This is a genomic window from Emcibacter sp., from assembly GCF_048269205.1.
GTDB lineage: Bacteria > Pseudomonadota > Alphaproteobacteria > Sphingomonadales > Emcibacteraceae > Emcibacter.
This window is the reverse complement of sequence record NZ_JBLXJC010000001.1, coordinates 1,727,697-1,753,191: the sequence shown is the minus strand read 5'-3', so window position 1 is coordinate 1,753,191 and position 25,495 is coordinate 1,727,697. Positions and strand designations below refer to the sequence as shown.

General features: G+C 52.7%; 22 protein-coding genes. 19 read left to right on the top strand and 3 right to left on the bottom strand.

Annotated features, from left to right (window positions below; translation table 11 throughout):
* Positions 1–167: 167 nt before the first annotated feature.
* From ACN0YD_RS08170 to ACN0YD_RS08140, 7 genes are all read left to right on the top strand, one after another.
* A complete protein-coding gene (locus ACN0YD_RS08170; RefSeq protein ID WP_417318595.1) occupies positions 168–1,592 on the top strand; it encodes a CmpA/NrtA family ABC transporter substrate-binding protein in 1,425 nt (474 codons plus the stop codon).
* 70 nt (positions 1,593–1,662) lie between these two features.
* Positions 1,663–2,577, top strand: a complete 915-nt coding sequence (gene ntrB / locus ACN0YD_RS08165; RefSeq protein ID WP_417318593.1) for a nitrate ABC transporter permease — start codon at positions 1,663–1,665, stop codon at positions 2,575–2,577.
* A 22-nt stretch (positions 2,578–2,599) separates the two neighbouring features.
* The gene (locus ACN0YD_RS08160) at positions 2,600–3,394 is read left to right on the top strand and encodes an ABC transporter ATP-binding protein (RefSeq protein ID WP_417318591.1); all 795 of its coding nucleotides are present in this window, start codon (positions 2,600–2,602) and stop codon (positions 3,392–3,394) included.
* Positions 3,395–3,424: 30 nt separating this feature from the next.
* The gene (locus tag ACN0YD_RS08155) at positions 3,425–4,651 is read left to right on the top strand and encodes an alginate export family protein (protein ID WP_417318589.1); all 1,227 of its coding nucleotides are present in this window, start codon (positions 3,425–3,427) and stop codon (positions 4,649–4,651) included.
* Between the two features lie 33 nt (positions 4,652–4,684).
* Entirely contained in the window at positions 4,685–7,120 is a 2,436-nt protein-coding gene (nirB, locus tag ACN0YD_RS08150) for a nitrite reductase large subunit NirB (RefSeq protein WP_417318587.1), read from the top strand.
* A 4-nt stretch (positions 7,121–7,124) separates the two neighbouring features.
* Positions 7,125–7,463, top strand: coding sequence for a nitrite reductase small subunit NirD (gene nirD, locus ACN0YD_RS08145; protein WP_417318585.1), 339 nt, complete (start codon positions 7,125–7,127; stop codon positions 7,461–7,463).
* On the top strand, positions 7,463–10,099 hold the full coding sequence (locus ACN0YD_RS08140; protein WP_417318583.1) for a molybdopterin-dependent oxidoreductase: 2,637 nt from the start codon (positions 7,463–7,465) through the stop codon (positions 10,097–10,099). Before nirD ends, ACN0YD_RS08140 begins: the two co-directional genes overlap by 1 nt.
* A gap of 75 nt (positions 10,100–10,174) precedes the next feature.
* Here the strand turns inward: ACN0YD_RS08140 and ACN0YD_RS08135 are convergent, their stop codons facing one another.
* The 3 genes from ACN0YD_RS08135 to ACN0YD_RS08125 all read right to left on the bottom strand — a co-directional run bounded on the left by ACN0YD_RS08135 (position 10,175) and on the right by ACN0YD_RS08125 (position 12,591).
* The gene (locus tag ACN0YD_RS08135) at positions 10,175–10,996 is read right to left on the bottom strand and encodes an alpha/beta fold hydrolase (RefSeq protein ID WP_417318581.1); all 822 of its coding nucleotides are present in this window, start codon (positions 10,994–10,996) and stop codon (positions 10,175–10,177) included.
* 30 nt (positions 10,997–11,026) lie between these two features.
* A complete protein-coding gene (locus tag ACN0YD_RS08130) occupies positions 11,027–11,578 on the bottom strand; it encodes a VOC family protein (RefSeq protein WP_417318579.1) in 552 nt (183 codons plus the stop codon).
* Between the two features lie 227 nt (positions 11,579–11,805).
* Positions 11,806–12,591, bottom strand: a complete 786-nt coding sequence (locus ACN0YD_RS08125) for a citryl-CoA lyase (protein ID WP_417318577.1) — start codon at positions 12,589–12,591, stop codon at positions 11,806–11,808.
* A 322-nt stretch (positions 12,592–12,913) separates the two neighbouring features.
* Between ACN0YD_RS08125 and ACN0YD_RS08120 the strand changes: the two genes are divergently transcribed.
* The 12 genes from ACN0YD_RS08120 (at position 12,914) to ACN0YD_RS08065 (ending at position 25,482) form a co-directional block, all read left to right on the top strand.
* Positions 12,914–14,035 carry a CaiB/BaiF CoA transferase family protein gene (locus tag ACN0YD_RS08120; RefSeq protein ID WP_417318575.1) on the top strand — a complete coding sequence of 374 codons (1,122 nt, stop codon included), beginning with the start codon at positions 12,914–12,916 and terminating at the stop codon, positions 14,033–14,035.
* A 131-nt stretch (positions 14,036–14,166) separates the two neighbouring features.
* Positions 14,167–14,979, top strand: a complete 813-nt coding sequence (locus ACN0YD_RS08115; protein WP_417318573.1) for an IclR family transcriptional regulator domain-containing protein — start codon at positions 14,167–14,169, stop codon at positions 14,977–14,979.
* Between the two features lie 414 nt (positions 14,980–15,393).
* Positions 15,394–17,559 carry a TonB-dependent receptor gene (locus tag ACN0YD_RS08110; RefSeq protein WP_417318571.1) on the top strand — a complete coding sequence of 722 codons (2,166 nt, stop codon included), beginning with the start codon at positions 15,394–15,396 and terminating at the stop codon, positions 17,557–17,559.
* Positions 17,560–17,648: 89 nt separating this feature from the next.
* On the top strand, positions 17,649–18,251 hold the full coding sequence (gene wrbA, locus ACN0YD_RS08105) for an NAD(P)H:quinone oxidoreductase (RefSeq protein WP_417318569.1): 603 nt from the start codon (positions 17,649–17,651) through the stop codon (positions 18,249–18,251).
* Positions 18,252–18,444: 193 nt separating this feature from the next.
* The gene (locus ACN0YD_RS08100; RefSeq protein WP_417318567.1) at positions 18,445–20,253 is read left to right on the top strand and encodes a methanol/ethanol family PQQ-dependent dehydrogenase; all 1,809 of its coding nucleotides are present in this window, start codon (positions 18,445–18,447) and stop codon (positions 20,251–20,253) included.
* A gap of 164 nt (positions 20,254–20,417) precedes the next feature.
* Complete coding sequence (locus ACN0YD_RS08095; protein WP_417318565.1) at positions 20,418–20,798, top strand: hypothetical protein; 381 nt, start codon at positions 20,418–20,420, stop codon at positions 20,796–20,798.
* 4 nt (positions 20,799–20,802) lie between these two features.
* Positions 20,803–21,252 (top strand): c-type cytochrome, encoded by a 450-nt coding sequence (locus ACN0YD_RS08090; RefSeq protein WP_417318563.1) that lies wholly within the window; start codon positions 20,803–20,805, stop codon positions 21,250–21,252.
* Positions 21,253–21,290: 38 nt separating this feature from the next.
* Positions 21,291–22,154, top strand: coding sequence for a quinoprotein dehydrogenase-associated putative ABC transporter substrate-binding protein (locus tag ACN0YD_RS08085; protein WP_417318561.1), 864 nt, complete (start codon positions 21,291–21,293; stop codon positions 22,152–22,154).
* Positions 22,155–22,209: 55 nt separating this feature from the next.
* Positions 22,210–22,779 carry a PQQ-dependent catabolism-associated CXXCW motif protein gene (locus ACN0YD_RS08080; RefSeq protein ID WP_417318559.1) on the top strand — a complete coding sequence of 190 codons (570 nt, stop codon included), beginning with the start codon at positions 22,210–22,212 and terminating at the stop codon, positions 22,777–22,779.
* Entirely contained in the window at positions 22,776–23,675 is a 900-nt protein-coding gene (locus tag ACN0YD_RS08075; RefSeq protein ID WP_417318557.1) for a quinoprotein relay system zinc metallohydrolase 2, read from the top strand. Before ACN0YD_RS08080 ends, ACN0YD_RS08075 begins: the two co-directional genes overlap by 4 nt.
* 70 nt (positions 23,676–23,745) lie before the next feature.
* Positions 23,746–24,495, top strand: a complete 750-nt coding sequence (locus ACN0YD_RS08070) for a quinoprotein dehydrogenase-associated SoxYZ-like carrier (RefSeq protein WP_417318555.1) — start codon at positions 23,746–23,748, stop codon at positions 24,493–24,495.
* A 33-nt stretch (positions 24,496–24,528) separates the two neighbouring features.
* Positions 24,529–25,482: a cytochrome D1 domain-containing protein gene (locus tag ACN0YD_RS08065; RefSeq protein ID WP_417318553.1), complete on the top strand. Its 954-nt coding sequence runs from the start codon at positions 24,529–24,531 to the stop codon at positions 25,480–25,482.
* Positions 25,483–25,495 lie beyond the last annotated feature (13 nt).

The window sequence follows — 25,495 nt, the reverse complement described above, 5'->3', positions numbered from 1 at the left end:
TTTGAATTGAAGGCCTTGCTGCAATGGCGCAGCGTTTGGGTCCCTTGATTTGATCAGGCAAAGATGCCGAAACAGTTGGGCAAAGGCGCCCGCACAATCACGAAGACGTTATGTCTCTGTGTGTGCGGGCGCTTTTTTAATTAATGCAGAAAAAAGGAGTGTGATCAGTGAATGAGGAAAGTAAATCCGGCAAGACACCCGTTGCGGGGGACTGGAACCGACGGTCTGTTTTGCAGACGACTGCAGCAGCGGGAACCCTGGCTGTGTTAGGGGGCATCACTCCCGGTCTCAGAAGCGCTGCCTGGGCGGCCGGTACGGAGGGACTGGAAAAAACCAAACTGACCTTCGGCATCATACCGCTGACCGACTGCGCACCGGTGGTGATTGCCAGCGAGAAGGGCTTTTTCAAAAAGCACGGGCTCGATGTCACGGTATCCAAGGAGGCCAGCTGGGCCAACATTCGTGACAAGGTGAATATCGGCGCGCTTGACGGGGCTCATATGCTGGCCGGTATGCCCATCGCCGCCACTCTTGGTGTTGGCGCCCTGAAGAAGCCGACCATCACCGCCTTTAGCATGGACCTGAACGGCAACGGCATTACCGTTTCAAATGAACTTTATGACCGCATGATGGAAGCGGACCCGGAAGCCATGAAGGAAAGTCCGGTCTCGGCCCGCGCCCTGAAAAAAGTGATCGATGCAGACAAGGCCGCCGGCAAACCGGCCATGACCTTTGCCCAGGTGTTCCCGGTTTCCACTCATAACTATGAAATCCGTTATTGGATGGCCTCGGCCGGGATTGATCCGGACAAGGATGTGCGCCTGATTGTGATCCCGCCGCCGCAGATGGTTGCCAACCTGCGGGCCAAAAATATTGTCGGCTACTGTGTGGGTGAGCCCTGGAATGAGCGGGCGGTAATTCTTGGTATCGGCCGGACCCTGATTACCAATTATGAAATCTGGAACAACAATCCGGAGAAGGTGTTCGGCGTCAACCAGGAATGGGCGGATAAATACCCCAATACCCATCTGGCTGTTGTCCGGGCGCTGATCGAGGCCGGTCAATGGGCCGACAAACCGGAAAATCGTCTTGAAGTCGTCAAGATCATCTCCCGCCGCTCCTATGTGAATGCGCCGGTGGATGTGGTGAAAATGTCCATGACTGGTACTTACAAGTACCTCAAGGATGCAGAACCGACACCGCTGCCGGACTTCAATGTCTTTTACCGTTATGCGGCGACCTTCCCCTGGAAGTCCCATGCAGCCTGGTTCATCACCCAGATGTTGCGCTGGGGCCAGATCGAGCAGCCGCTGGATATTATGAAGGCAGCCGGCGAGGTCTATCGCGCCGATATTTACCGCGAAGCCGCCAAGAGTGTCGGCGTGCCGGCACCAACCATTGATCTGAAGACGGAAGGCACCCACGCCGAGCCCTGGACCTTGTCCGAGGCCACAAGCCCGATCCCCATGGGGGTGGATAAATTCTTTGACGGCAAGACTTTCGATCCGGCGAAGCTGATGGACTACATGTCCGGCTTCAAGGTGAAGAATATGAAAGTGCCGCTTGAAGAACTGGCCAGGCTGAACAGCTAGGTTTGAAACGATTGGCCTTCCGGCCTGCGGGCCGGAAGGTACCCAACAGGGCAACACCGAGGACTGAACAATGACCGTAGTAGAAATGAAAACCTATACACCTGAACCGGAAACAGAGCAGGCGGAAGTATCTTCTGCTGAGGAAGTAGTGACGACATCCACTCTGGAGGGAGAGCCCTATGAGGACCGGATGAAGCCGATCGAGGATCTGATGCGTTCCCTTGTTCACAGGTTTTTTCTGCCCGGTTTGACATTTCTTCTCTGTATCGGGATTTGGGTTGCTATTCAGACGTCCGTCGCCCCGGATTTGCCCGGACCGGTGGAAACCTGGGAGAAGGCGAAAGAGATCTTTGCCGAACCCTTCTACGTTTATGGTCCCAACGATATGGGTATCGGCTGGCAGGTGCTCTATTCCATTGGCCGGGTTCTGGCAGGTTTTGCCCTGGCAACAATTGTCGGTGTGCCAGTCGGTTTTATGATCGGTCTCAGCGATACTTTTTCCAAGGCCTGGACGCCATTGATCAAGATATTGCGTCCGGTCAGTCCGCTGGCCTGGTTGCCGATCGGGTTGCTGATCTTCAAGGCCGTCAATCCCTCAGCGATCTTTGTAATTTTTATTACCAGTATCTGGCCGGTGATCATCAACACCGCCGCTGGCGTCCGTACCATTCCCGAGGACTATATGAATGTGGCCTCGGTTCTCAAGCTGGGGCGCCTTGACGTGGCCCGGAAAATTCTTCTGCCGGCAACTCTGCCCCACATTCTCACCGGTATGCAGCTGTCTCTCTCCACGGCCTGGATGGTGATCGTGGCAGCAGAGATGCTGACCGGCGGCATCGGTATCGGCTTCTATATCTGGGATGAATGGAACAACCTGAGCGTCACCAGCATCATCGTAGCCATCCTTGTGATCGGATGCGTCGGCATCCTTCTTGAGGCTTGTATGGGCCTTGTGCAGCGTCGTTTCAGCTACGGCAACAAATAAGAGACAGGTAAGGAGAAATATAATGAGCGTGCATCTCGATATTACCGGCGTCGGCATCCAGTTTGAAACCAAAGCGGAGCCTTTCGTGGCACTCCGTGATGTGGACCTGCGCATTGATAAAGGTGAATTTATCTCCATCATCGGCCATTCCGGTTGCGGCAAGTCCACCCTGATGAACATTGTCGGCGGCCTTCTTCAGGCGACAACCGGGGGTGTAATCCTGGACGGCAAGGAAGTGACCCAGCCGGGACCGGACCGGGCCATCGTGTTCCAGAATCACAGCCTGCTTCCCTGGCTCACTGTTTATGAGAATGTCGCGCTTGCCGTGGACAAGGTTTTCGGCAAGACCAAATCGAAACGGGAGCGGGCCGACTGGGTCAATCATAACCTTTCCCTGGTGCGTATGACCGAGGCAAAAGACAAATATCCGGCCGAGATTTCCGGCGGCATGAAGCAGCGTGTGGGTATTGCCCGGGCGCTCAGCATGGAGCCCAAGGTGCTGTTGATGGACGAGCCCTTTGGTGCCCTGGATGCCCTGACCCGGGCCCATCTGCAGGACAGCCTGATGGAGATTCATGCCGATCTGGGCAACACTGTGATGATGATCACCCACGATGTGGATGAATCAGTACTTCTTTCCGACCGTATTGTGATGATGACGAATGGTCCCGCAGCCACGATCGGTGAAATGCTAGAAATTGACCTGGAACGTCCCCGTAAACGCCTCGAGCTGGCGGACGATCCCCGATACAACCATTTCCGTGCCGAAGTTCTGCGCTTTTTGCATGAACGACATGCTCTTCCCCATGTTGCCTGACAATAAAACAACTGGAACTGAGGAAACACTATGAACATAAATAAGTACAATGCAGGCCTTACCTTTCTCCTGACTGCAACCAGTCTGGCTTTTGCCGCGCCGACAATGGCGGAGGAAACCTTTCTGGACGCCTTGACAAAGGGAAAGCCTATCCTGGATGCCAATTATCGGTTTGAGAGCGCTGATGATGGCCTGAGGGCGGAAACGGGGGTCGCTTCCACCATTCGGATCCGGGCCGGTTATGCGACCGGGGAATATGAGGACTTCTCCGGTGTCATCGAACTTGAAAGCACCAATAATTTTGGTTCCGATGAATATGATGCCTTTCCAGGCGGCAATCCCAACGGGGATGGTCCGGACCTGGCCACTCACGGGGTTATTGCCGATCCCATGGTATCGGAACTGAACCAGGCTTACCTGCAATATACCGGACTGGAGAAGACAACCATCAAGGCGGGCCGTCAGCGGCTGATCCTGCCGACGGCGCGTTTTGTCGGTAATGTGGGCTGGCGCCAGAATGAACAGACCTTTGATGCGGTCTCCATACAGACAAAGGCTTTAGCCGACACGACCGTAACCTATGCCTATCTTTTTGAGCGCCATAATATCCTCGGCATTTCTTCAGATATGGATACCCATCTGTTTGATGCGGCCTATAGCGGGCTCAATTTCGGAACCTTTACCGCCTACGCTTATCTGCTTGATCTGGCAGGAACTGCGGACAGCGCCACATACGGTTTGAGATTTGCCGGCAAGACCAAGCTTGAGGATGTCACAATCCATTACAAAGCGGAATATGCCAGCCAGTCCGACTATGCGGATGCGGGTGACTTTTCGGCTGATTATCTGGCCGGGGAACTGGGGGCTACCTTCTCCGGCGTGACCGCAAAGGTGGGCTATGAGCTTTTGGGTAGTGACGACGGGGTTGCGGCCTTTAGTACCCCGCTGGCCACATTGCACAAATTCAATGGCTGGGCCGACCGCTTCCTGACGACACCTGCGAATGGTCTTGAGGATATCTACGGTACCGTCAGCGGCGCCATCAAGGGGGTGAAGCTGGTGGCGACCTACCATGATTTCTCTTCCGACGTTGGCGGTATCGGCTACGGCAGCGAGATTGACCTGCAAGCGGTCAGGAAATTCGACAAGTTCACTGTCGGTGTGAAGTTCGCCGATTACAGCGCCGACAATGCCGGTGCGGGACCCGTGAACAATGATGTAACCAAAGTCTGGCTCTGGGTGAACTTCAAACTCTGAGCGGACGGAATTTCAACGATATGAGGGTATGAGATGAAAAAGAAACTTGTCATTATCGGAAATGGCATGGCCGGCATGCGGGCGCTTGAAGAACTGCTCAAACTGGCCCCCGAAGACTATGACGTCACCGTGTTCGGTGCCGAACCCCATGTGAACTATAACCGGATTATGCTGTCACCGGTCCTGGCCGGCGAGCAGAAGTTCGAAGATATCGTCATTAACGATAAAGCATGGTATGAAGAAAATGATATAAGTCTTTATTCTGGTGAAAAAATTGTTGAAATCCATCGTTCCAACAAAACCGTTGTCAGCGACCGGGACAGGATAACGCCCTATGATGTCCTGTGGCTGGCAACGGGTTCTGATCCTTTCATCATCCCGGTGCCGGGAAAGGACCTGAACGGCGTTATTACTTTCCGCGACATGAAAGATGTCGAGGATATGCTGGAAGCCTCAGGCAAATATAAAAATGCCGTTGTGATCGGCGGCGGTCTGCTTGGCCTCGAGGCGGCTTACGGTCTGAAACGCAATGGTATGGATGTGACGGTGGTCCATCTTGCCGAAACCCTGATGGAACGGCAGCTCGATGAAGCGTCCGGCTTCCTCCTGAAAAACGAGCTGGAATCCCGGGACATCAGGATACTGACCGGGGCGAATACCCAGGAACTGGTTGGGGAAGACCGGGTCCGGGCCGTAAGACTGGCGGATGGCACGGAAATCCCCGCCGATCTTGTTGTTATGGCCGTGGGTATTCGTCCCAACTTTTCACTGGCAGAAAAGGCGGGCCTGGATTGTAAGCGCGGGGTTGTGGTCAATGATCATCTGCAGACATCCGACCCGGACATTTATGCGGTGGGCGAATGTGTTGAACATCGCGGGCAGACTTACGGCCTTGTGGCGCCGCTCTATGAAATGGGCCGGGCGATGGCGGGTTTTATGGCCGGGCAGGGCAAGAGCTATAAGGGCTCTGTGACCAGCACCAAGCTGAAAGTCACCGGCGTGGATCTGTTTTCAGCCGGTGATTTCAACGGCGGACCTGAGTGCGAGGACATTGTTTTCCGGGATGCCTATCGAGGCATCTACAAGCGGCTGGTATTGAAAGACGATCGTATTATCGGGGTTGTCATGTATGGCGACACGGCAGACGGCCCCTGGTATTTCCAGCTTATGAAAGACAAGGATAAAGTCGACGATATCAGGGATTATCTGATCTTCGGTCAGGCGCTGGCCATGGGGGGTAACACCGCGGACCCTTTGGCGGCCGTTACAGCATTGCCGGATGAGGCGGAAATATGCGGCTGTAACGGCGTCTGTAAAGGTTCAATCGTTTCAGCTATCACAGAAAAAGGACTGGCCTCACTGGATGAGGTGAGGGCCCATACCAAGGCTTCGGCCAGTTGCGGATCGTGTACCCATCTGGTGGAGCAGGTGATGGAACTGACCCTTGGTGACAGTTACGAGGCGCCAACGGCGACCCCCATGTGCGGCTGCACCGATCATACTCATGATGACGTGCGTCAGTTGATCCTGCTGCACGAGCTCAAGGAAATTCCGGCTGTCATGCAGGCCCTTCAATGGACCACACCCAACGGCTGCTCAAAATGCCGTCCGGCACTCAATTATTATCTGCTGTGCGCCTGGCCCGGGGAATACCGGGACGATAATCAGTCCCGGTATATTAACGAGAGGGCTCATGCCAATATTCAGAAAGACGGCACCTACAGTGTGGTGCCGCGCATGTGGGGCGGCCTGACCAATCCAAAGGAACTTCGGGCCATTGCCGATGTGACCGAGAAATACGATATTCCCACGGTCAAGGTCACAGGCGGGCAGCGAATTGATTTGCTGGGTGTGAAAAAGGAAGACCTGCCCGGTGTCTGGGCTGATCTCAATGCGGCAGGCATGGTATCCGGCCATGCTTATGGCAAGTCGCTTCGGACCGTGAAGACCTGTGTTGGTCAGGAATGGTGCCGGTTCGGGACCCAGAAAAGCATGTCCATGGGGGTGGATCTGGAGAAAATGACCTGGGGCAGCTGGACCCCGCACAAGTTCAAGATGGCGGTCAGCGGCTGTCCGCGGAACTGTGCCGAGGCCACCATCAAGGATTTTGGTGTTGTTGCTGTGGACAGTGGCTGGGAACTTCATGTTGGCGGTAACGGCGGTATGCATGTGCGGACCTGTGACCTGTTGTGCAAGGTGGAAACCGAGGAGGAGGTCAAGGAATATTGTGCTGCCTTCATGCAGCTATACCGGGAAGAGGGGCATTATCTGGAACGGACCGCCCCCTGGGTAGAACGCGTCGGGCTGGACAGTATCAAGAAGCGGATAGTGGAAGATGCCGCAGGGCGCAAAAAATATGCCGAGAAATTCTGGTATTCCCAGCGGTTCTTCCAGGATGATCCCTGGGCGGCACGCGCGGCAAAAGGCGTCGATGCCCATGAATTCACCCCAATGGCAAAGGTAGGATAAGACGATGACGGAAAACTGGATCGAAGTCGGACATGTCGAGGACATCCCCTTTCTCGGTTCCCGGGTTATCAAGACCGGTGGAACAGATATTGCCGTTTTTAAAACATCCACGGGGGAGGTTTTCGCCCTCGAAGATAAATGTCCGCACAAAGGCGGTCCATTGTCCCAGGGGATTGTCCACGGCAAAAGTGTTTCCTGTCCACTACATAACTGGAACATCTCGCTGGAGAATGGAGAGGCCCTGGGGGCCGACAGCGGTTGCAGCCATGTAATTCCGGTGCAGATAGAAGGTGACCGGGTTCTTTTGTTGCTGCCGGAACGGAAACTTGTTGCAGGGGCTTGATGAAGAAGAACTTCAAAACCACCTGTCCTTATTGCGGTGTCGGTTGCGGCGTAATTGCCGAAGTAAATGACAACGGTGCAGTAAACGTCCGGGGAGACAAAGCTCATCCCGCAAATTTGGGAAAGCTTTGTTCCAAGGGAATGGCCCTGGGGGACACCCTTGCGCTGGACGACAGATTGTTGAAACCTGTGGTAAATGGATGCGAAGCAGACTGGGAGACTGCCATTGACGCCGTGGCATCAGGGCTCAAGACTGTACGGGATGAGTATGGTCCTGATGCCATCGGCTTTTATGTCTCTGGTCAGCTGTTGACGGAAGACTATTATGTGGCCAACAAGCTGATGAAGGGCTTCATCGGTTCGGCCAATATCGATACCAATAGCCGACTGTGTATGTCCTCCAGTGTGGCCGGGCACAAGCGCGCCTTTGGCAGTGATACGGTTCCAGGCAATTATGAAGACTGGGAACAGGCGGATCTGGTGGTCCTGGTGGGTTCCAATGCGGCCTGGTGTCACCCAATTCTCTATCAGCGCCTTTTGAAGGCCCGTAAAAAACGGGGAACAAAAATCGTCGTGATCGATCCCCGGCGTACGGCCACCTGCGATCAGGCGGACCTGCATCTGCCAATCCGGCCGGGGATGGATGTGAAACTGTTCAACGGTCTGCTGGCCTATCTTGCGGACAGGGGGCTTGAGGATACTGACTTCACGAGACATCATACCAACGGTCTGAAGGAAGCTGTGGACAGTGCGCTTCAGGATGCATCGGACCAGATGGAAACAGCCCGGCAATGTGACCTTGATCTGCCGGACATGCTGCAATTTTATGAGCTCTTTGCCGGTACAGAAAAGGTGCTGACAGTCTATAGCCAGGGTGTCAATCAGTCACGCCAGGGTACTGACAAGGTCAATGCCATTATCAACTGCCACCTGTTTACCGGGCGGATCGGCATGCCGGGCATGGGACCTTTTTCCGTTACCGGCCAGCCAAATGCCATGGGGGGCAGGGAAGTGGGTGGTCTCGCCAATATGCTTGCGGCGCATATGGATTTTGACGAATCTTCCCGCGATCGGGTCGGCCGTTTCTGGGGCAGCGATGTTATAGCCGGGAAGCCCGGCCTCAAGGCGGTGGATATGTTCCGGGCCGTGCATGAAGGAAAGATCAAGGCGCTCTGGATCATGGCGACCAATCCGGTGGTCACTTTGCCGGATGCTGATTACGTGCGCGCCGCACTGGAAAAATGCGAACTGGTAATTGTCTCGGAGATGATGGCCAATACGGATACAATGACCTATGCGGATATCGCCCTGCCGGCTTTGGGCTGGGGCGAAAAAGGCGGCACAGTTACCAATAGTGAACGTCGAATTTCCCGCCAGCGGCAGTTCCTGGCAGCGCCAGGGGAGGCGAAGGCCGACTGGTGGATCATGTCCGAAGTGGCAAAGAAGATGGGATTTAATCGGGCTTTTTCTTATCAAAACCAGCATGAAATCTTCCTTGAGCATACGGCCTTGTCTGCCTTTGAGAATGAAGGGGGGCGGGATTTCGATCTGTCTGGGCTTACCGAATTGGACAGGACAGCCTATGACAATTTGTCTCCGGTCCAGTGGCCGGTGACATCAAACGACAAAGCGGGCCGGGCGCGTTTTTTTGCAGATGGCCGTTTCTATACGGCTAACGGCAGGGCGAATTTTATTGCTGTCACCAACCGTGCGCCTGCAAATTTGCCGGACGATAACTATCCCCTGATCCTCAATACTGGCCGGCTGCGGGACCAGTGGCATACCATGACCCGTACCGGAAAGGCGCCGCGCCTGAATGGTCACCGGGAAGAACCCATGCTGGCTGTCCATCCCGATGATGCGGAAAAATACGGCCTTGAAGATCTGGGTTTCGTGAGGCTGAAAAGCAGATGGAGCGACGCGCTGGCCCGTGTGGAAATTACCGGGGATCAGCAACCGGGGCAGGTTTTCCTGCCCATGCACTGGAATGACGCCTATGCTTCCAATGCGGTGGTGGGGCGGCTGGTTAACCCGGTCACCGATCCGGTCTCGGGCCAGCCGGAATCCAAACACACCCCGGTCAAAATTGAAAAATGGCAACCGGACTGGCACGCTTTCCTGCTCAGCCGGGAAAAGCAGCGGCCGGAGGATGTCGATTACTGGGCCTATAGCTATCAGGACAATTGTCACATTCTGGAACTGGCGGGTTCGGGCGGAACGGATCAGTGCGCTTTTCTCGCACCCTGGCTTTGTCAGAGGGGGCAGGATAATGTGCTCTCCTTCACCCAGGAGACCAAAGGGGAGATCAGGCTCGCCCGTATCAATAACGGTCGGCTGGATTTCTGCCTGATGGTGACCTGCAAAGGGGCCCTGCCGTCTCGCCAATGGTTGCAGGGGCTTTTCTCGGAAGAACAGCTTGATGACGATACTCTATCGTCTCTGCTTTCCGGCCGTCCGCCGGGGCTGGTCGGTGATTTGGGGCCGCTTGTTTGTTCCTGTTTCGGGGTTCACCGTGGTGATATTCTTGAGGCGGTGAAGAATGGCGCCGACACAGTGGATGAGGTGGGAGCCTGTTTGCAGGCCGGTACCAATTGCGGGTCCTGCCGTCCCGAGATTGGAAAGTTGCTTTCCGGCTAATCGGCAGGCACAAATCGGTAAGATGAGTTCGAGAGGAAATGAGAGAACGGTTCAGCTTCTGTTCGTCAGGTTCTTTCAGGATTTCTCCTTTTGGCAACTCCTGAGGAAGGAGAGGACGGCCTCATTGAATTCACCGGGATGGCTCAGGTTGGAGAAATGTCCCGCACCGGAAATGACCAGATATTCGGAATTGGGAAGGCCATGATCCAGCGCATTGGCCACCTGCAGAAGCCAGTCGGTATCCCGCTCGCCGTTGATGATCAGTGTCGGTACTTTAATGGTGTCCAGAACCGGGGCCAGGGAAGGGGACGGTGATCCTGAATTTTCTTTCTGGGCCAGAAGATCCCGGGCTTCATACTCATCCAGAATTTTTTCTATCAGGCTCTGAGAAGAAGGGTCCTCGCACTGCATAAGGGGATGCTCGCGCCACAGCTTTTTCATTTGCACCGTTTCGCCGGTGCTGACAAGGGAGCTATAGAGGGATATGGGGATGAGCTCTTTGTCGTTGTCCGGAGGAGGGAAGCCATCAAGCGGCGCCCCCTGGAGAACAAGACCCCATAGTTTTTCCGGATATTTATGGGCAAATCGAAGGGCAATCCGGCCCCCCTGGGACATGCCGACCAGAGCGCAGTCGTCACAATCCAGAAAGTCCAGCAGGGCATTGATGTCCTCCGGTTCCTTGTCAAGATCGGGCGGGGCGGATGATTTGCCGAAACCCCGGCGATCGACGGCGACAACACGATACGTCTTTGACAAAGCGGCGATCTGTGGACGCCACATTCTTCGGTCCATGCTCCAGCCATGCAGCAAAAGCACCGTCGGTCCCGTTCCCGTTATTTCAATCTGGACCGTCTCGCCGTTTATGGAAACATCACAGATGGTTTCGATTGCTTCCATTGCCTGACTGACCCCGGATAAATGTTTGCCTTAAGAAGTCTTCATCAGATCGCGCACATCATTGTTGGGATGATGATCCCCGCCCAGCCAGCGTTTCAGTTCGCTATGGGCGTCAGCCAGTCTTACCCTGTTAATTTCATCCACCTCGGCCGCGTCAACGGTGAACTCCAGGATCATGCCGTCAGGATCCTTGATATAGACGGAGCGGCAATAGCCATGTTCAAGGATATAGGTATCAGGCGCTGTGTATCCCGCTTTTTCGATCCGTTCTTCAATTTCCTTCTGGGTTTCCTTGTCAACATTCAGGGCAATGTGAATGAATGGAGAAGAGGGAATCTCCGGTCCAAACTGTTTCTGGTCCTCGTCTTCGGCAAACTGGAAAAAAGCCAGGGCGCTGCCGTCACCGAGACCGAAGAAACAATGGCAATAGGTTCTTTCCTTACCGAAAAGCTCTTCCTGTTCACACCAGGTGGCTACCAGGGGAAGTCCGATGACATTCTCATAAAATTCACGCGTAGCCTCAAGGTCTTTTGCGACATAGGCTGTATGGTGAAGGCGACTCGGAAGTTTGGATGTTGCCATGTTTCTGCTCCATATTTGATCATGAAGGGGATAATTTCCCCCTTCTCCCTACATATTTTCTGCCTGCGCAGCATCTCATTCGATCATGTTTCCCGGCCGAATGCGGCAGGAAGGATGGTCAATGAGTGTACCGGCTTATGATAGTCTTTTTATTTCGATAATTCAATAATCGAACAATAATTCGATAATCGAATTTATTCATTATCTCACTTAGGAAATATACTCTTTTACTCCGGACCATCATAGCTGATGGCTTCAGCTGCATGGTTGGACAGAATGAAACCAATGGGCCGTTCTGCTTCTTCCTGCAGGTGCCCGATAAGGCTTGCCGTACGGGCCAGAAGCGAAATTCCTTTCAGGGCGTCCAGCGGAAAACCTACATCCAGCATAACGGTGGGAATTGCCCCGTTTACGTTGATGGGAAGGTCGCGGCCGATGATTTCCGGAATGACCTTGCGAACTGCGTAAAGCATCCGGATATGTGACCCGGCAACCTCTTTTTCCTCTGCAAGTTTCAAAAGCAGATTTCCCCTGGGGTCGCCGTCGGCATGCAGGGGGTGACCAAAACCCGGGATGGCTTTCTTTTCAGCGCGCAATGCCTGAACACCTCTTCTGGCCGCTTCCTCAAATTCAAGGTTCTCTGACCTTGCCTGATCAACAAGTTCACTGATGAAGCGCCCGCAAACTTCGGCACTTCCCAGGACGACGGAACCGCACCCCAGTAAACCTGAGGCTACAGCTCCCTGGAAAGCCTCCGGGGCAGCGGCATAGGTCATGCGGGCGGCAACTACACTTGGGACCAGGCCATGTTCGGCGATGGAGACCAGAACCGCGTCGGCAAAGAAGCGTTGCGTCGGGGTGGGTTCTGTTCCCGTGACGAGTAGCCAGAAATATTCTGTGAAATCAATTTTTCCAATGAGATCCTTGCACAGGTCTTTCCCGCGTACAGTAATGGTTTCCGGGGTGGAAGTGGAAATTGCGCTAAAGGGCTGGTTCTGCTTTCCTATACGCATAATAATGCCTCGTTTCGGAAAAATGGGTTGGAAAAAGTTGCGATTAAAATTCCTGCCTGCGGGAAGTTTGTCAAGAAAATAAGGCAAAAAAATTCGAATAACGAACTTGTATTCGGTATACGAAAAGATTATATCCTTGAATCAGGATATTGTCCCGGGCTGAATATTTATGCGCTGAATATTTGTGCCGGGCCGGATCAGATGAAATGACGGTCAATCAGGAAAATAACCTGCGGGACATTTTTATGCCACGGAAATTATACTGCGGGATTTTTGTATATGTAGCAGTCTCCGGGCTGTGTCTGGAATTAAAGGTGAGCCGATGGTGAAAGTTCTAAAAAATCTTAAAGTTCTTGATATGGGTACTTTTATCACAGGGCCGGCTGCGGGAATGCTGCTTGCTGACCTGGGGGCGGATGTGACCAAAATCGAGAACCCAAAAGGCGGTGATCCTTTTCGTGCTTTCAAGGGAGGTTTCTACAGCCCCCATTTCCAGACTTATAACAGGAACAAGAAAAGTATAACCCTGAATACAAAGGACGAGGCCGATCTGGCCACTCTTGACCGCCTTGTTGCCGAGGCGGATGTTTTTATCCAGAACTTCCGTCCGGGAGTGGCCGAACGCCTCGGGATTGATGTTGAACGGCTGCAGGCGATCAACCCGCGGCTGGTCTATTGTTCCATATCAGGGTTTGGCTCTTCGGGCCCGGATCGGGATCGTCCCGCTTTTGATACGGTTGCCCAGGCGGCCAGCGGGTTTCTCCGCCTTCTCCTTAACCCGGAAAATCCGCGGGTGGTCGGGCCGGCTCTGGCAGACTCTGTGACCGGTTTTTATGCTGCTTACGGCATCCTTGGCGCGTTATTCGAACGAAACCAGACGGGCAAGGGCAGGCATGTAGAAGTCTCCATGCTGGAAGCCATGTGTCATTTTAATCTGGATGACTTTACCCATTTCTTGTCGGCAGATCAGGTTATGACACCCTACAGCCGACCACATGTCTCCCAATCCTATGTTTTTGAATGCCAGGATGGTCTCTGGCTTGCCCTTCATATGTCTTCCCCGACAAAATTCTGGGAAGGGCTTGCTGCAGCCGTGGAAAAGCCGGATATGTTCTCGGATCCCCGTTTTGCAGACCGGGACGCCAGGATTGCAAATTACGAAGAGGTGGTGAAATTCCTGGCACCTATTTTCAAATCCCGTCCGCTGGATGACTGGCGACAGGTTCTTGACCAGAATGAAGTTCCTCATTCTCCGGTGTATACCTCCAGGGAGGTTCTGGAAACCGACCAGGTTAAGCATCTTGAACTTCAGGTGGAGGCAGAGCATGCGGAGATGGGAAAATTCAGGTCTATACGCTCACCTGTGTCTTTCGACGGGAAGCGGTCCCTTGATATTGTGCCCCCGCCCGTCCTGGGCGAACATAATGATGAAATCAAGGACTAGCCTGATAAAAGGAAACCGACGCCCGAGGGTGGTTCCACCGGGGAAGAGGCCTCTGGCTTGATAAAGCGCTGGCGTGATCAAATGGTTTTAAGCTATATGTTACTCTTAAAATATAAAAAGGTGAGAGAGTAATGGCAAAAACACCTCGCAAGGAGCAGGACCCCGAGTATCTTTCCACGCTGGAAAGAGGGCTGTCGGTTCTTCGCGCATTTGATCAGAACCGCCCCGAGATGAAACTCAGTGAAGTAGCCGAGGTAACGGGCCTGAGCCCTGCTGTGGCCAGAAGGTGCCTGAATACATTGGAGAAGCTTGGATACGTCGGGCGTCATGGGCGAAGTTTTCTCCTGCGGCCGGAAGTGCTGATGTTTGGTTCTGCCTTTCTGGCGTCCATGAACCTGGAAGAGGCGGCTGCTCCCCATCTACAGGCAGTAAGGGATAAAACAGGGGATAGTTCTTCCCTGGCGGTTCTGTCAGGGCATGAAATTCTCTATCTGGTCCATGTTTCCACAAACAGACAAATAAGGCTTGGCGCAGGAGTAGGAACCCGTTTTCCCATTTATCCTACGTCCCTGGGGAGAGTGTTGCTGGCCTACCAGCCGGATGAGGTGATTGAGGACTATCTCGAAACTGCAAATCTGGAAAAACTGACAGAACACACCGTAACAAGCAAAAGCAAGCTTCGGAAAAGTCTCAAGCAAATTCGTAGCTGCGGATATGATTCCGCACAGGATGAACTGGATTACGGAATTGTCTCTGTGGCGGTTCCCGTATTTGACAATGAAGGCCAGATAGCTGCCGCCATTAACTGCTCTACTTCGACCACCAGGGTCTCGAGGGAAGAGCTTATTGAAACCCGGGTGCCCCTGCTCAGGCAGGCAGCCGGCGAGATCGAGGTTGCTCTCCGGAGATGGCCCTTCCTGGTCCACTCCATAAAAGGGTCCTGACCCAAAAGCGCCCCTCTCCCGACGCCGTAAATTTTCATCTGTATAAAGAACACCCCTGAGGAAAAATCTTCAGGGATAGGCATGCTTGTAAAATATTCCCTTTGCTTCTGACAGCTCTTCCCATGCGTACCCAAGGTCGTTTCGGGGAGGGGGGCTGTTTTTGCATGGGCTTTGCCAAAATTTCGTAAATCGAACTTGACTTCGATATACGAAATTCTTACTCTTTTAAAAGGCCGGTCTCCGTCTTGGGAACATCGTTATTTTGAGAAGCACAATAGAGCAGATAAATGCTCAGTCTTCATGGAGCCGCGCTGCAAATAAACATATAGAGAGGTGAACATGGGAAAGGGAAATACTCATTTGGGGACCATTGCCGGCCCTGATCGGCAATGGAAACTATTCACAGGCACATCTTTGATCGCAGTTTTGCTGGCAACGTCTCCTGTTTTCGTTGAGACGGCATCAGCTTCCGAAGCGGAAGATGATGAAGCTATTGTTCTTGAGGAAATAACGGTTATTTCACGTCGCCGCGCGGAATCCCTTCAGGATGTTCCTGCTGCGGTCAACGCCTTTTCCTCACAGGTTATCGAAGATGCCGGGATCGAAAGGCCAAGTGATTTCATCGGACTGACACCAAATGTCACCCTGGTGGAGACGCAGAACGCTGGTAATGCTTTCATTGTGATCCGCGGAATTAGCCAGGCCAGGAACAGCGAACCTTCCGTCGCGGTGTGGATTGACGGGGTTCAGCAGGTCAATCCGGCCCAGTTCAATCAGGAACTTTTTGACATCGAACAAATTGAGGTCCTGAAAGGTCCTCAGGGGGGGCTGTATGGCCGGAACGCAATTGGCGGAGCCGTTGTGATTTCCACAAAGCAGCCGACCGATGAATTCGAGGGCAGTGTGAAAGCCGGTGTTGAAAAGGGATTCGGGTACCGGGTCCAGGGGAGCATCAGTGGTCCTCTCGGCTCATCGGATGATCTGAAATACCGCCTTTCAGCGTCCTACTATGATACGGAAGGATTGATTGATAATCCTTATCTCGGAGAGAAAGCGGACCCGTATCAAGACTTCTCTGCCCGGGCAAGGCTTCTTTGGGAGGGAGGTGACAACTGGTCTGTGGACTTCAGGGGCTCCATGTCCCAGCTCCGGACGCAGGCTCTCTATTTCAATATTGTCAATGACGTCAACGATGTCAGCCTGCCGGTAAGGGTAAATAACGCGGGTCAGAATGACCGGGATATGTATACCCTCTCCATGAAGGTGACCTATGATTCCGAGGCGGGAACATTTACCTCGATTTCCTCCTATGATTCCCTTGAGGAAATCCTGACCGGGGACGCCTTTGACTTCCTGCCCATTGAAGAATCCCTCTTCTATAACCTTTTTGGTGTCGATTTTAACCAGAGCCAGTTTCTGGACGTGGACGCCTGGAGCCAGGAATTCCGCTTCACTTCGCCATCGGATCAGCGTCTCCGGTACATTGTCGGGGGGTATATGATTGGAACAGACCGGTATATTTCTACCGGCAACATGCTGGATTTCGGAAACGGGGTTTTTCCGGTGTACCGTACTCCAAGCACTAATCCGTTAAACCCGCAGTCAACATTTCTGGCGGATGAGCAGAGCAATTTCGCCTGGTCTCTGTTTGGCAATCTCTCCTATGACATTGTCGACAATCTGGAAGTTGATATGTCCCTTCGATATGACGAGGACAAAAGGGAACAGACAACTTTGACACCGACGGAATACCTGCCCAATGTTCCCGGTTTCCCGCAAGGGGTAACAGGGGAAGTAAGGGAAAGAACCTGGGACAAATTGCAGCCCAAGGTAACTTTGCGCTATTCTCTGAATGACAATGTCAGCATGTATGCGGGCTACAGCACGGGTTTCCGCAGTGGCGGATTTAACCAGACAGGTGTCGGGGGCGTAGCCTTCGCCAACGGTATAGTCGGAGTTCAGGATATCTTTGAGGCGGAAGTGGCGGAAACCTTTGAGGTCGGCGTGAAAACCGAGCTCCTGGATCGCAGGTTGAAACTGAATCTCAGCGCCTATACGACCAAATCGGAAAATTCCTATTTCTTCGTCTTTCTGGCGGCCAACTCCACCCAGAATCTGGGGAATGTTCCTGAAGTTCGCCTGAAGGGCTTTGAAGTTGAAATGCAGGCTCGGCCGATGGATGGTCTGGATCTGAATTTTGGCCTGGGATACACGGACAGTGAAATCAAGGACTTTCCGGATGCCAGCGTGATTGGCAATGAAGCGCCTTTGATTTCACGGTATACCTTGAACCTTGGCGCCCAATATACCTACGAGTTTGAGGACAGTGGCATTGTGGCGGTGTTTCGTGCCGATTATCAGCGGATTGGAAAAACCTGGTGGGATGTCCCCAATTCAACGGTCCGCAATCCGGTCGATCTTCTGGATGCGCGGGTCACGGTTGAATGGGATGACTGGGCCCTTTCGGCCTGGGGAAAAAATCTGGGTAATGAAATCTATAATGCCGAATTTTCACCCGGCGGGTTTGTATTCAAGGCCAAACCGCGTCGCTTTGGCGTTGAATTGAAAAAGAGATTTTAATCGTTGCGTGTTTTGGGTCAGGCCTGTACGGGCCTGACCCATTTATCTTGACCATAAAAAAATTGAACTCAAAAGGAATGGAAACGGGAATGGTAAAAATTCTGGTGCTTTATTATTCAAGCTATGGCCATACGGAAACCATGGCCAATGCTGTGGCGGAAGGAGCGCGGTCCTTTAAGGGCGCCGAGGTCGCTGTCAAGCGAGTGCCTGAACTGGTGCCGGAGGAGGTGGCTGCGGGGGCGGGGATTAAACTTGAACAAGACGCCCCGTTTGCGGATCCCGATGAACTGGCGGACTATGACGGAATCATTTTCGGAACCCCGACCCGGTTTGGCAATATGGCGGCGCAAATGCGCAATTTCCTGGACCAGACGGGGGGGCTTTGGGCGAAAGGCGCGCTGATCGGCAAACCGGGAAGCGTCTTCACTTCGACAGCCAGTCAGCATGGTGGTCAGGAAACCACAATCACCTCTTTCCATACCACACTGTTGCACCATGGCATGGTTGTGGTGGGCCTGCCGTATTCTTTTCAGGGCAATGCGACCATGGAGGAAATTAGCGGCGGGACGCCTTACGGGGCCAGCACCATCGCCGGGTCTGACGGGAGCAGGATGCCAAGTGAAAACGAACTTGAAGGGGCCCGCTATCAGGGGCGTCATATGGCGGAAATAGCCGCGAAATTGGCCGGTTAAAGAGCCTGCAGATTGGATCCAGAAAGTGGATCATATTCGTCAATGGGAAATCAACTTATGGTTTTATCATAATGTAAAATTCTGCTATTATTATAGCTGCAGTCGAGTGTGGCAGTATGAATAGCTGTTAGTTGCGTATTTCAAAATTATTTAATTCAGAAATATAGGGAAAGCAATTCATAGGAGAGACCGCATGAGGAAAATGAAAAATGTGTCCATAATTTTATCAGCTTTACTCGCGTCATCATTCATTGCCACGGTGTCCTGGGGGAATAACGAGCTGATGAAAATGCAGAAGGACCCCAAACAATGGGTGATGTGGGGCGGGAATTATTCGGGAACCCGGTATAGTGATCTGGACCAGATCAATAAAAAGAATGCCTCCGAACTACAGGTAGCCTGGACCATGTCAACAGGCGTACTGCGGGGTCATGAAGGGGGCCCTCTCATTATTGGCGACACGATGTATGTCCATACGCCTTTTCCAAACAAAGTATTTTCCATAAATCTGGCGGATCAGACGACAAACTGGATGTATGAGCCCCAGCAGGATCCCTCGGTTATCCCGATCATGTGCTGTGACACGGTAAATCGGGGCCTGGCTTATGGTGACGGCAAGATTTTCCTGCAACAGGCGGATACGACCCTGGTCGCACTGGATGCCAAAACGGGCAAAAAGGTGTGGTCAGTCAAAAATGGCGCCTCACAAAAAGGGGAAATGGGTGAAAGTGCGACAAATGCCCCGCTGGTAGTTAAAAATATGGTGATCACCGGCATCAGTGGCGGTGAATTCGGCGTACGCGGTCATGTGACGGCCTATGATATTAAAACCGGTAAGAAAATCTGGCGCGGCTACAGCACCGGCCCGGATGAGGAAATGCTGATTGATCCGGAAAAAACCACTCACATGCTGAAGCCGGTGGGCAAAAATTCAAGCCTTAATAGCTGGAAGGGTGACCAGTGGAAGATTGGCGGCGGCACCACATGGGGATGGTATACCTATGATCCCGATCTTAACCTGATCTATTATGGTTCTGGAAATCCAAGCACCTGGAATCCGAAACAACGCCCCGGGGACAACCGCTGGTCCATGGCCATCTGGGCGCGTGATGCCGATACGGGTGTTGTCAAATGGGTCTACCAGATGACGCCTCATGACGAGTGGGATTATGACGGGGTCAACGAAATGATCCTGGTGGATATGAAAATCAAGGGCAAAATGCGTAAGGCTCTTGTTCATTTTGACCGGAATGGTTTTGCCTACACAATGGATCGTGTCACCGGCGAGCTTCTGGTTGCCGAGAAATTTGACCCCCAGGTGAACTGGGCTACCCATGTGGACATGAAAACCGGACGCCCCCAGGTTGTTGCAAAGTACAGCACTGACCAGAACGGTGAGGATGTCGATACGCAGGGGGTCTGTCCTGCGGCACTTGGCAGTAAAGACCAGCAGCCGGCAACCTATTCACCGCGTACGGGTTTGTTTTATGTGCCGACAAACCATGTCTGCATGAACTATGAGCCGTTTGAAGTCGCCTATGCTGCGGGCCAGCCTTATATCGGGGCCACATTAAGCATGTTCCCTGCGCCGGATAGCCATGGCGGCCTCGGCAACTTTATTGCCTGGGATGCGGATAAAGGCGAGATTGTCTGGTCTCTGCCGGAACGGTTCTCTGTCTGGAGCGGTGCTTTGGCCACGGCCGGCGATGTGGTTTTCTACGGCACCTTGGAGGGATACCTCAAGGCGGTCGATGCCAAAACCGGCAAGGAACTATACCGGTTTAAAACCCCATCAGGCATTATCGGCAATATCAACACCTATATGCACAACGGGAAACAGTATCTGGCTGTACTTTCCGGCGTGGGAGGCTGGGCCGGTATTGGTATGGCTGCGGGCCTTGAAGGCGATACCGAAGGGCTTGGTGCAGTTGGCGCCTACCGCAAGTTGACCGACTATACCCAGCTTGGGGGAACCCTGACTGTTTTCACTATACCTAACTAGGGAGAAAACCGGGGGGCTGTAATCATGTAAAGTACCGGGGAATAATGTTTATTCCCCGGATTTGCCGCTTTCCCCGTACATGAGATATGCCGACATATTTTGATAGATTGATGACATTTCGTCTCCTTTTCCGGCACATATGTGCGGCCTTGTATCTTTGCACGATGGCCCTGTTCGCCTCTGAAGCACAGGCAAATGATTTTCCCACAGTAGACCGGGTTCTCTTTATTGAGGAATGTATGGCTTTGAAAAACAGCCGGAAATACGAAACCCTGTATTCCTGTGCCTGCACAATCGACAAAATCGCAGCACACTTAAGTTATGACGAGTTTGTCGAAGCAGACAGTTATGTGCGCATGCGTAATGCACGAGGGGAGCGTGGAGGACTTTTTCGAAGCAGCGACAAGGCCCGTGAAATACGAAAACGATATTTCAACATAAAAGACCAGGCGGAAACGGCCTGTTTTCCGATGGGGAACAAACCTATCGTGGCATCAACGGACAACGGGGCAGAAAAAGGCGCCGAAGATAAGACGGGGGAGTAACTGTATGCATAATGTTTTTAAGTTCGGACGAAGGCAATTTCGCGCGGCAGCGGTTCTGATCCTTTTTCCTGTAGTCAGTGGTGTGTCCGTGGCTTCTGCCGACGGGCAGGGAGAAACTCCCTATAAAGTGGTGTGTGAAGGTGAGAAACCGGTCTGCAAGGTAGATAAGGGGACCTATAAGGGGTGGAGAACATATCATGCCGTATGCCATGTCTGCCATGCCCAGGACGCCGTCGGCAGCACTTTTGCTCCCAGCCTTGTTGACCGTCTTAAGGGAATGGACAAGGAAAAATTTATGGATGTCGTTCTTAATGGTTTTACCGGCGAGGTGGGCGTTATGCCGGGCTGGAAGGAAGACCCAAATGTATTGCCGCGCATGGAGGACCTTTGGGGGTATCTGAAGGCGCGATCTGATGGTGTGCTTTCCCCGGGGAAACCCAGGAAACTGCCATAAGCATATTCAACATTCTTTGCTGGAGGTGAAACCCTGCCATGTCTTTTCGACATCTGATTTTGTTGCTGTCATTCAGTGCACTTCTTGTACCGGTGGTCCGGGCACAGGATCTGTCCCCTGACAAATTGCGGGTTTGCGCCGATCCCAATAACCTTCCCTATTCAAATCGTAAGAAAATGGGGTTTGAAAACAGAATTGCCGAACTTATTGCCGCGGCTCTTGGTCTTGAACTGGAATATACCTGGTTTCCCCAGCGTATGGGCTTTATCCGCAATACCCTGAAATCCTGGGATGATGAGAAGGGGCGCTTTCGCTGTGACCTGGTGATCGGTGTGCCGGCAGGCTTTGACATATCCGATACCACGTCGACTTATTATCGTTCCACCTATGTCATTGTGGTCAGGGAAAAAGGTCCGCTGGGCAACATCAAAACTGCAGCGGATATTACCGGATTGTCAGTGGACCAGAAGCAGAGCCTGCGGATCGGGGCTTTTGCCCCTTCGCCTTCGGTGGATTGGCTGAATACAAACGGTCTTTTTGAACAGACCAGGTTTCACCGGGTTATGACCGGGGATCCCGACTATTATCCGGGAAAAATAATCGAGGATGAACTTGTCCCGGGCGAGCTGGATGCTGTGGTCATCTGGGGCCCGATTGCCGGATATTTCGCCAGCCAGAATCCTGATGCGGGCCTTCGGATCATTCCACTGTTGAGCGAGCCGGGCATGCGTTTTGATTTCGCCATGGCCATGGGGGTGCGTCGTCGTGAGAATGACTGGAAAGCCCGTATAGAGAAGAGCCTGTCCGACAACCGGGAAAAAATCCTGACTATCCTTCACGAGTATCAGGTACCACTGGTGGAGAATAAACAAACAGTTGAGCTCAGCGATGATGATGACTGATCACTGACAGGCGGGAAACAGCTTCAATGACAGAGTTTGGGACAGCGTATAGCTTATGTTGAGATTACACAAAATAGCTCTGATGTTTGTTTCTGCGGCACTCATATTTGTGTGTCCTGCCTTCGCCGGTCAGGACCAGGACGTCGAAGAGCCTTCCGGGTATCGCCTGAGTGACTACGGCGGGCAGGTGCCTCTGACAGTAAAAGGGGCCCAAGTGATCGAGGAGGCCTCGGAATTGCAGGAGTTCCTGGAAAATAACGATGCAGTCGTTTTACTGGACGTTTATCCGGCACCCCGAAAACCTGATAATCTCCCGTCAACCGAGTTGTGGATCGAGCCTAAACGGGAGACATTGCCGGAGGCGATCTGGCTTGCCAATACAGGCATGGGGGTTCTGCCTTCCGCTCTTGAGGATTTATTCAAACATCGGCTGGATCAGCTGACCAGGGGTGATAAGGGCCAAGCGGTGGTTATATTTTGCGAACCGGAATGCTGGCATTCCTGGAATGCGGCAAAGCGGGCGGCGTCTTTGGGCTATAGTCATGTTTACTGGTACCGGCAAGGGGTTGACGGGTGGCGCAAGGCCGGCCTTCCCTTGAAGGAAAAAGAGCCGGTGCGCCCATGAGGATTATCGCCCTTTTTTTCATTGCTTTTTATTCTTGCAGCGCGAGTGCAGAAGACGGACTGGAATTTATCGAAGTTGCCGACGGCATTTTCATGTTCGAGGGGGAGACCGACGAGATATTTGCCTCCGAGAAAGGCATGGTGTCCAATGTCACCTTTGTCATTGGCGGAGACGCGGTGGCTGTTATTGACAGCGGCTCAAGTTTCAATCAGGGCAGGCTGATCTATCAGTCCATACGGTCCCGGACATCCTTGCCAATAAAATTTGTGATCAATACCCATGTTCATATCGACCATATATTCGGCAACCGGGCTTTCGTCGCCGAGAAGCCTCAATTCATCGCCCATGCAAAATATCCCGCTGCTCTTGCCACCCGGGGCAAATATTATCAGGACCGTCTTCAGGCGCCCTGGTATGCGGGGTCTGAAGTGGTCCCGGCCACCCGCTTGATCCGGCAGACAGAGACCATTGACCTTGGTGACAGGCTTTTGCTTCTGACCGCATCCGGGCCCGCGCATACCAATCACGATTTAAGGGTATTTGACCAGCAGACCGCAACATTAATCGCTGGTGATCTTGTTTTTGTGGAACATTGCCCGGTTCTGGATGGCAGCGTTACGGGCTGGATCAGGGCATTGACGGAGCTGGAACAGATCAGATTTTCCACCCTCATTCCCGGGCATGGTCCCGTACAGCATGACAAATCTGCCCTGGCGAAAATGAAAACTTATCTGGAAAAGCTGGAGGGAGCGGTACGAACGGCGATCGAAAATCAGATGGATCTTGAATTGGCCAGCAATACCTTGCTTGCCGACGAAGCCGGCGATTGGGCATTATTTGAGGAATTTCACAAGCGCAACGTGATTGCGGCTTACACTGAACTGGAATGGGAATAGGACCAAGGAAATGAAAACACCCCGGCCGATCATCAACTTTCTGTTCTGCTTAGTCATTTGTTTTTCGGGATTGCAGACGAGTTTTGCGGTTGCTGAAGAACCTGAGAGCCCCGCATGGGACTTTATCAGGGACCGCCTGTTTACGGAGGAGCGGGAGATACTCCGCGACGAAACCCTGACCTTATTTACCCCGAAACGGGCAGAAAACGCGGCTGTGGTGCCGGTTAGGATCCAGGCGAATCTTGAGCAGAGCGAGAAGCTGTTTATCAAAAAAATATATCTGATCGTCGACAATAATCCTTCTCCGGTGGCCGGGGTTTTCACCATGTCAAAACTGAACGGCCTGGCCAGCCTGTCCACCCGAATAAGGGTGAACGCCTATAGCCATGTCAGGGCCATAGCCGAGACCTCGGACGGAAAACTTCATATGGCGGTGAATTATGTGAAAGCTTCAGGCGGTTGTTCGGCGCCTGCGGCGGGTGGCGATGAAGAAGCCCTGAAAAGGCGCGGGAAAATGAAGCTGCGCGAGAAACGGCAGGCAAACCTCACCGAGATGCAGTTGATGATCAGCCACCCTAACAATAGTGGCTTGCAAATTGATCAGTTGAGCCGGAACTGGATACCGGCTGATTATGTTTCTGACATAAAAATATCGCTCGGCGGTCAAGAGGTTCTTTTATTCACCGGGGGCATATCCATGAGTGAAAATCCGTCTTTCGGGTTTTTCCTGAAGTCCGGGGAAGCCGGTGATTTACAAGCGGAGGTCAAGGATTCACAGGGGAGACATTTCAGCCAAAGCTGGTCTGTCCCTCTTAAATAACACGTTAACAAAAATCTTCTGGAGACTAGGGAAATGCCGACATCAAAAATCTTTTGCAGAATTTTATTCACCATCCTGTTTTATTTTCCGGTATCGGCACTGGCGGCCCCTTTTGCCTATGTTCCCAATGAGGGAGACGGGACGATCAGCGTCATTGATATCGCAAGTGACAAGGTGGTGGGTACCATCAAGACCGGACCGAAACCCCGCGGAATAACCGTGTCTCCTACCGAGGACCGGGTTTATCTGACAGACGGAAAAACAAATGAATTTCTGGTTATTGATACCCGGGAAAGAAAAGTCATATCCAGAATGGTGATCGGAGACTCACCGGAAGGGGCTTATGTTTCTGCGGATGGCAAACTTATTGCCGTGGCTCTGGAAGAAGAAAACAAGGTTGCCCTGATGGATGCGGCATCGCTGGAACGTCTGGCGACAATTCCGGTGGCAGGTGATAATCCGGAACATTCAGTTTTCAGTCCTGATGGAAAATGGCTCTATGTCAGTGCAGAAGATGCCAACATGTTGGATGTGATCGATGTGGCCAGGCGGAAGCAGGTTGCCTCTATAGAGGTCGGGGACCGGCCTCGGGGGATTGGATTCCTGTCGGACTCAAGCCGGGCCTATGTGGCCTGTGAAATATCCAGCATGGTCTATGTGATTGATGTGGCAAGCCACAGAGTGGTGAAAGAAATCAAGGGAGGAGAATTTTCAAATGGCGTTGTCGTCAGGCCCGATGGCAAACGTGTATTTATTTCCAACGGCAGGGATGCCACGGTGTCCGCGATTGATACGAAAACCAATGAGATTATCGCCACCATTCCTGTCGGTAAACGTCCCTGGAATATGGCCATTTCTCCGTCCGGGCATAAACTTTATGTGGCCAACGGTCGTTCAGACAGTGTATCTGTGATCGATACAAATACATTTAAACATATTAAAGATATTAAGGTAGGAATTCGCCCATGGGGTGTCGTTATAAAATGATCAAAAAGTATCC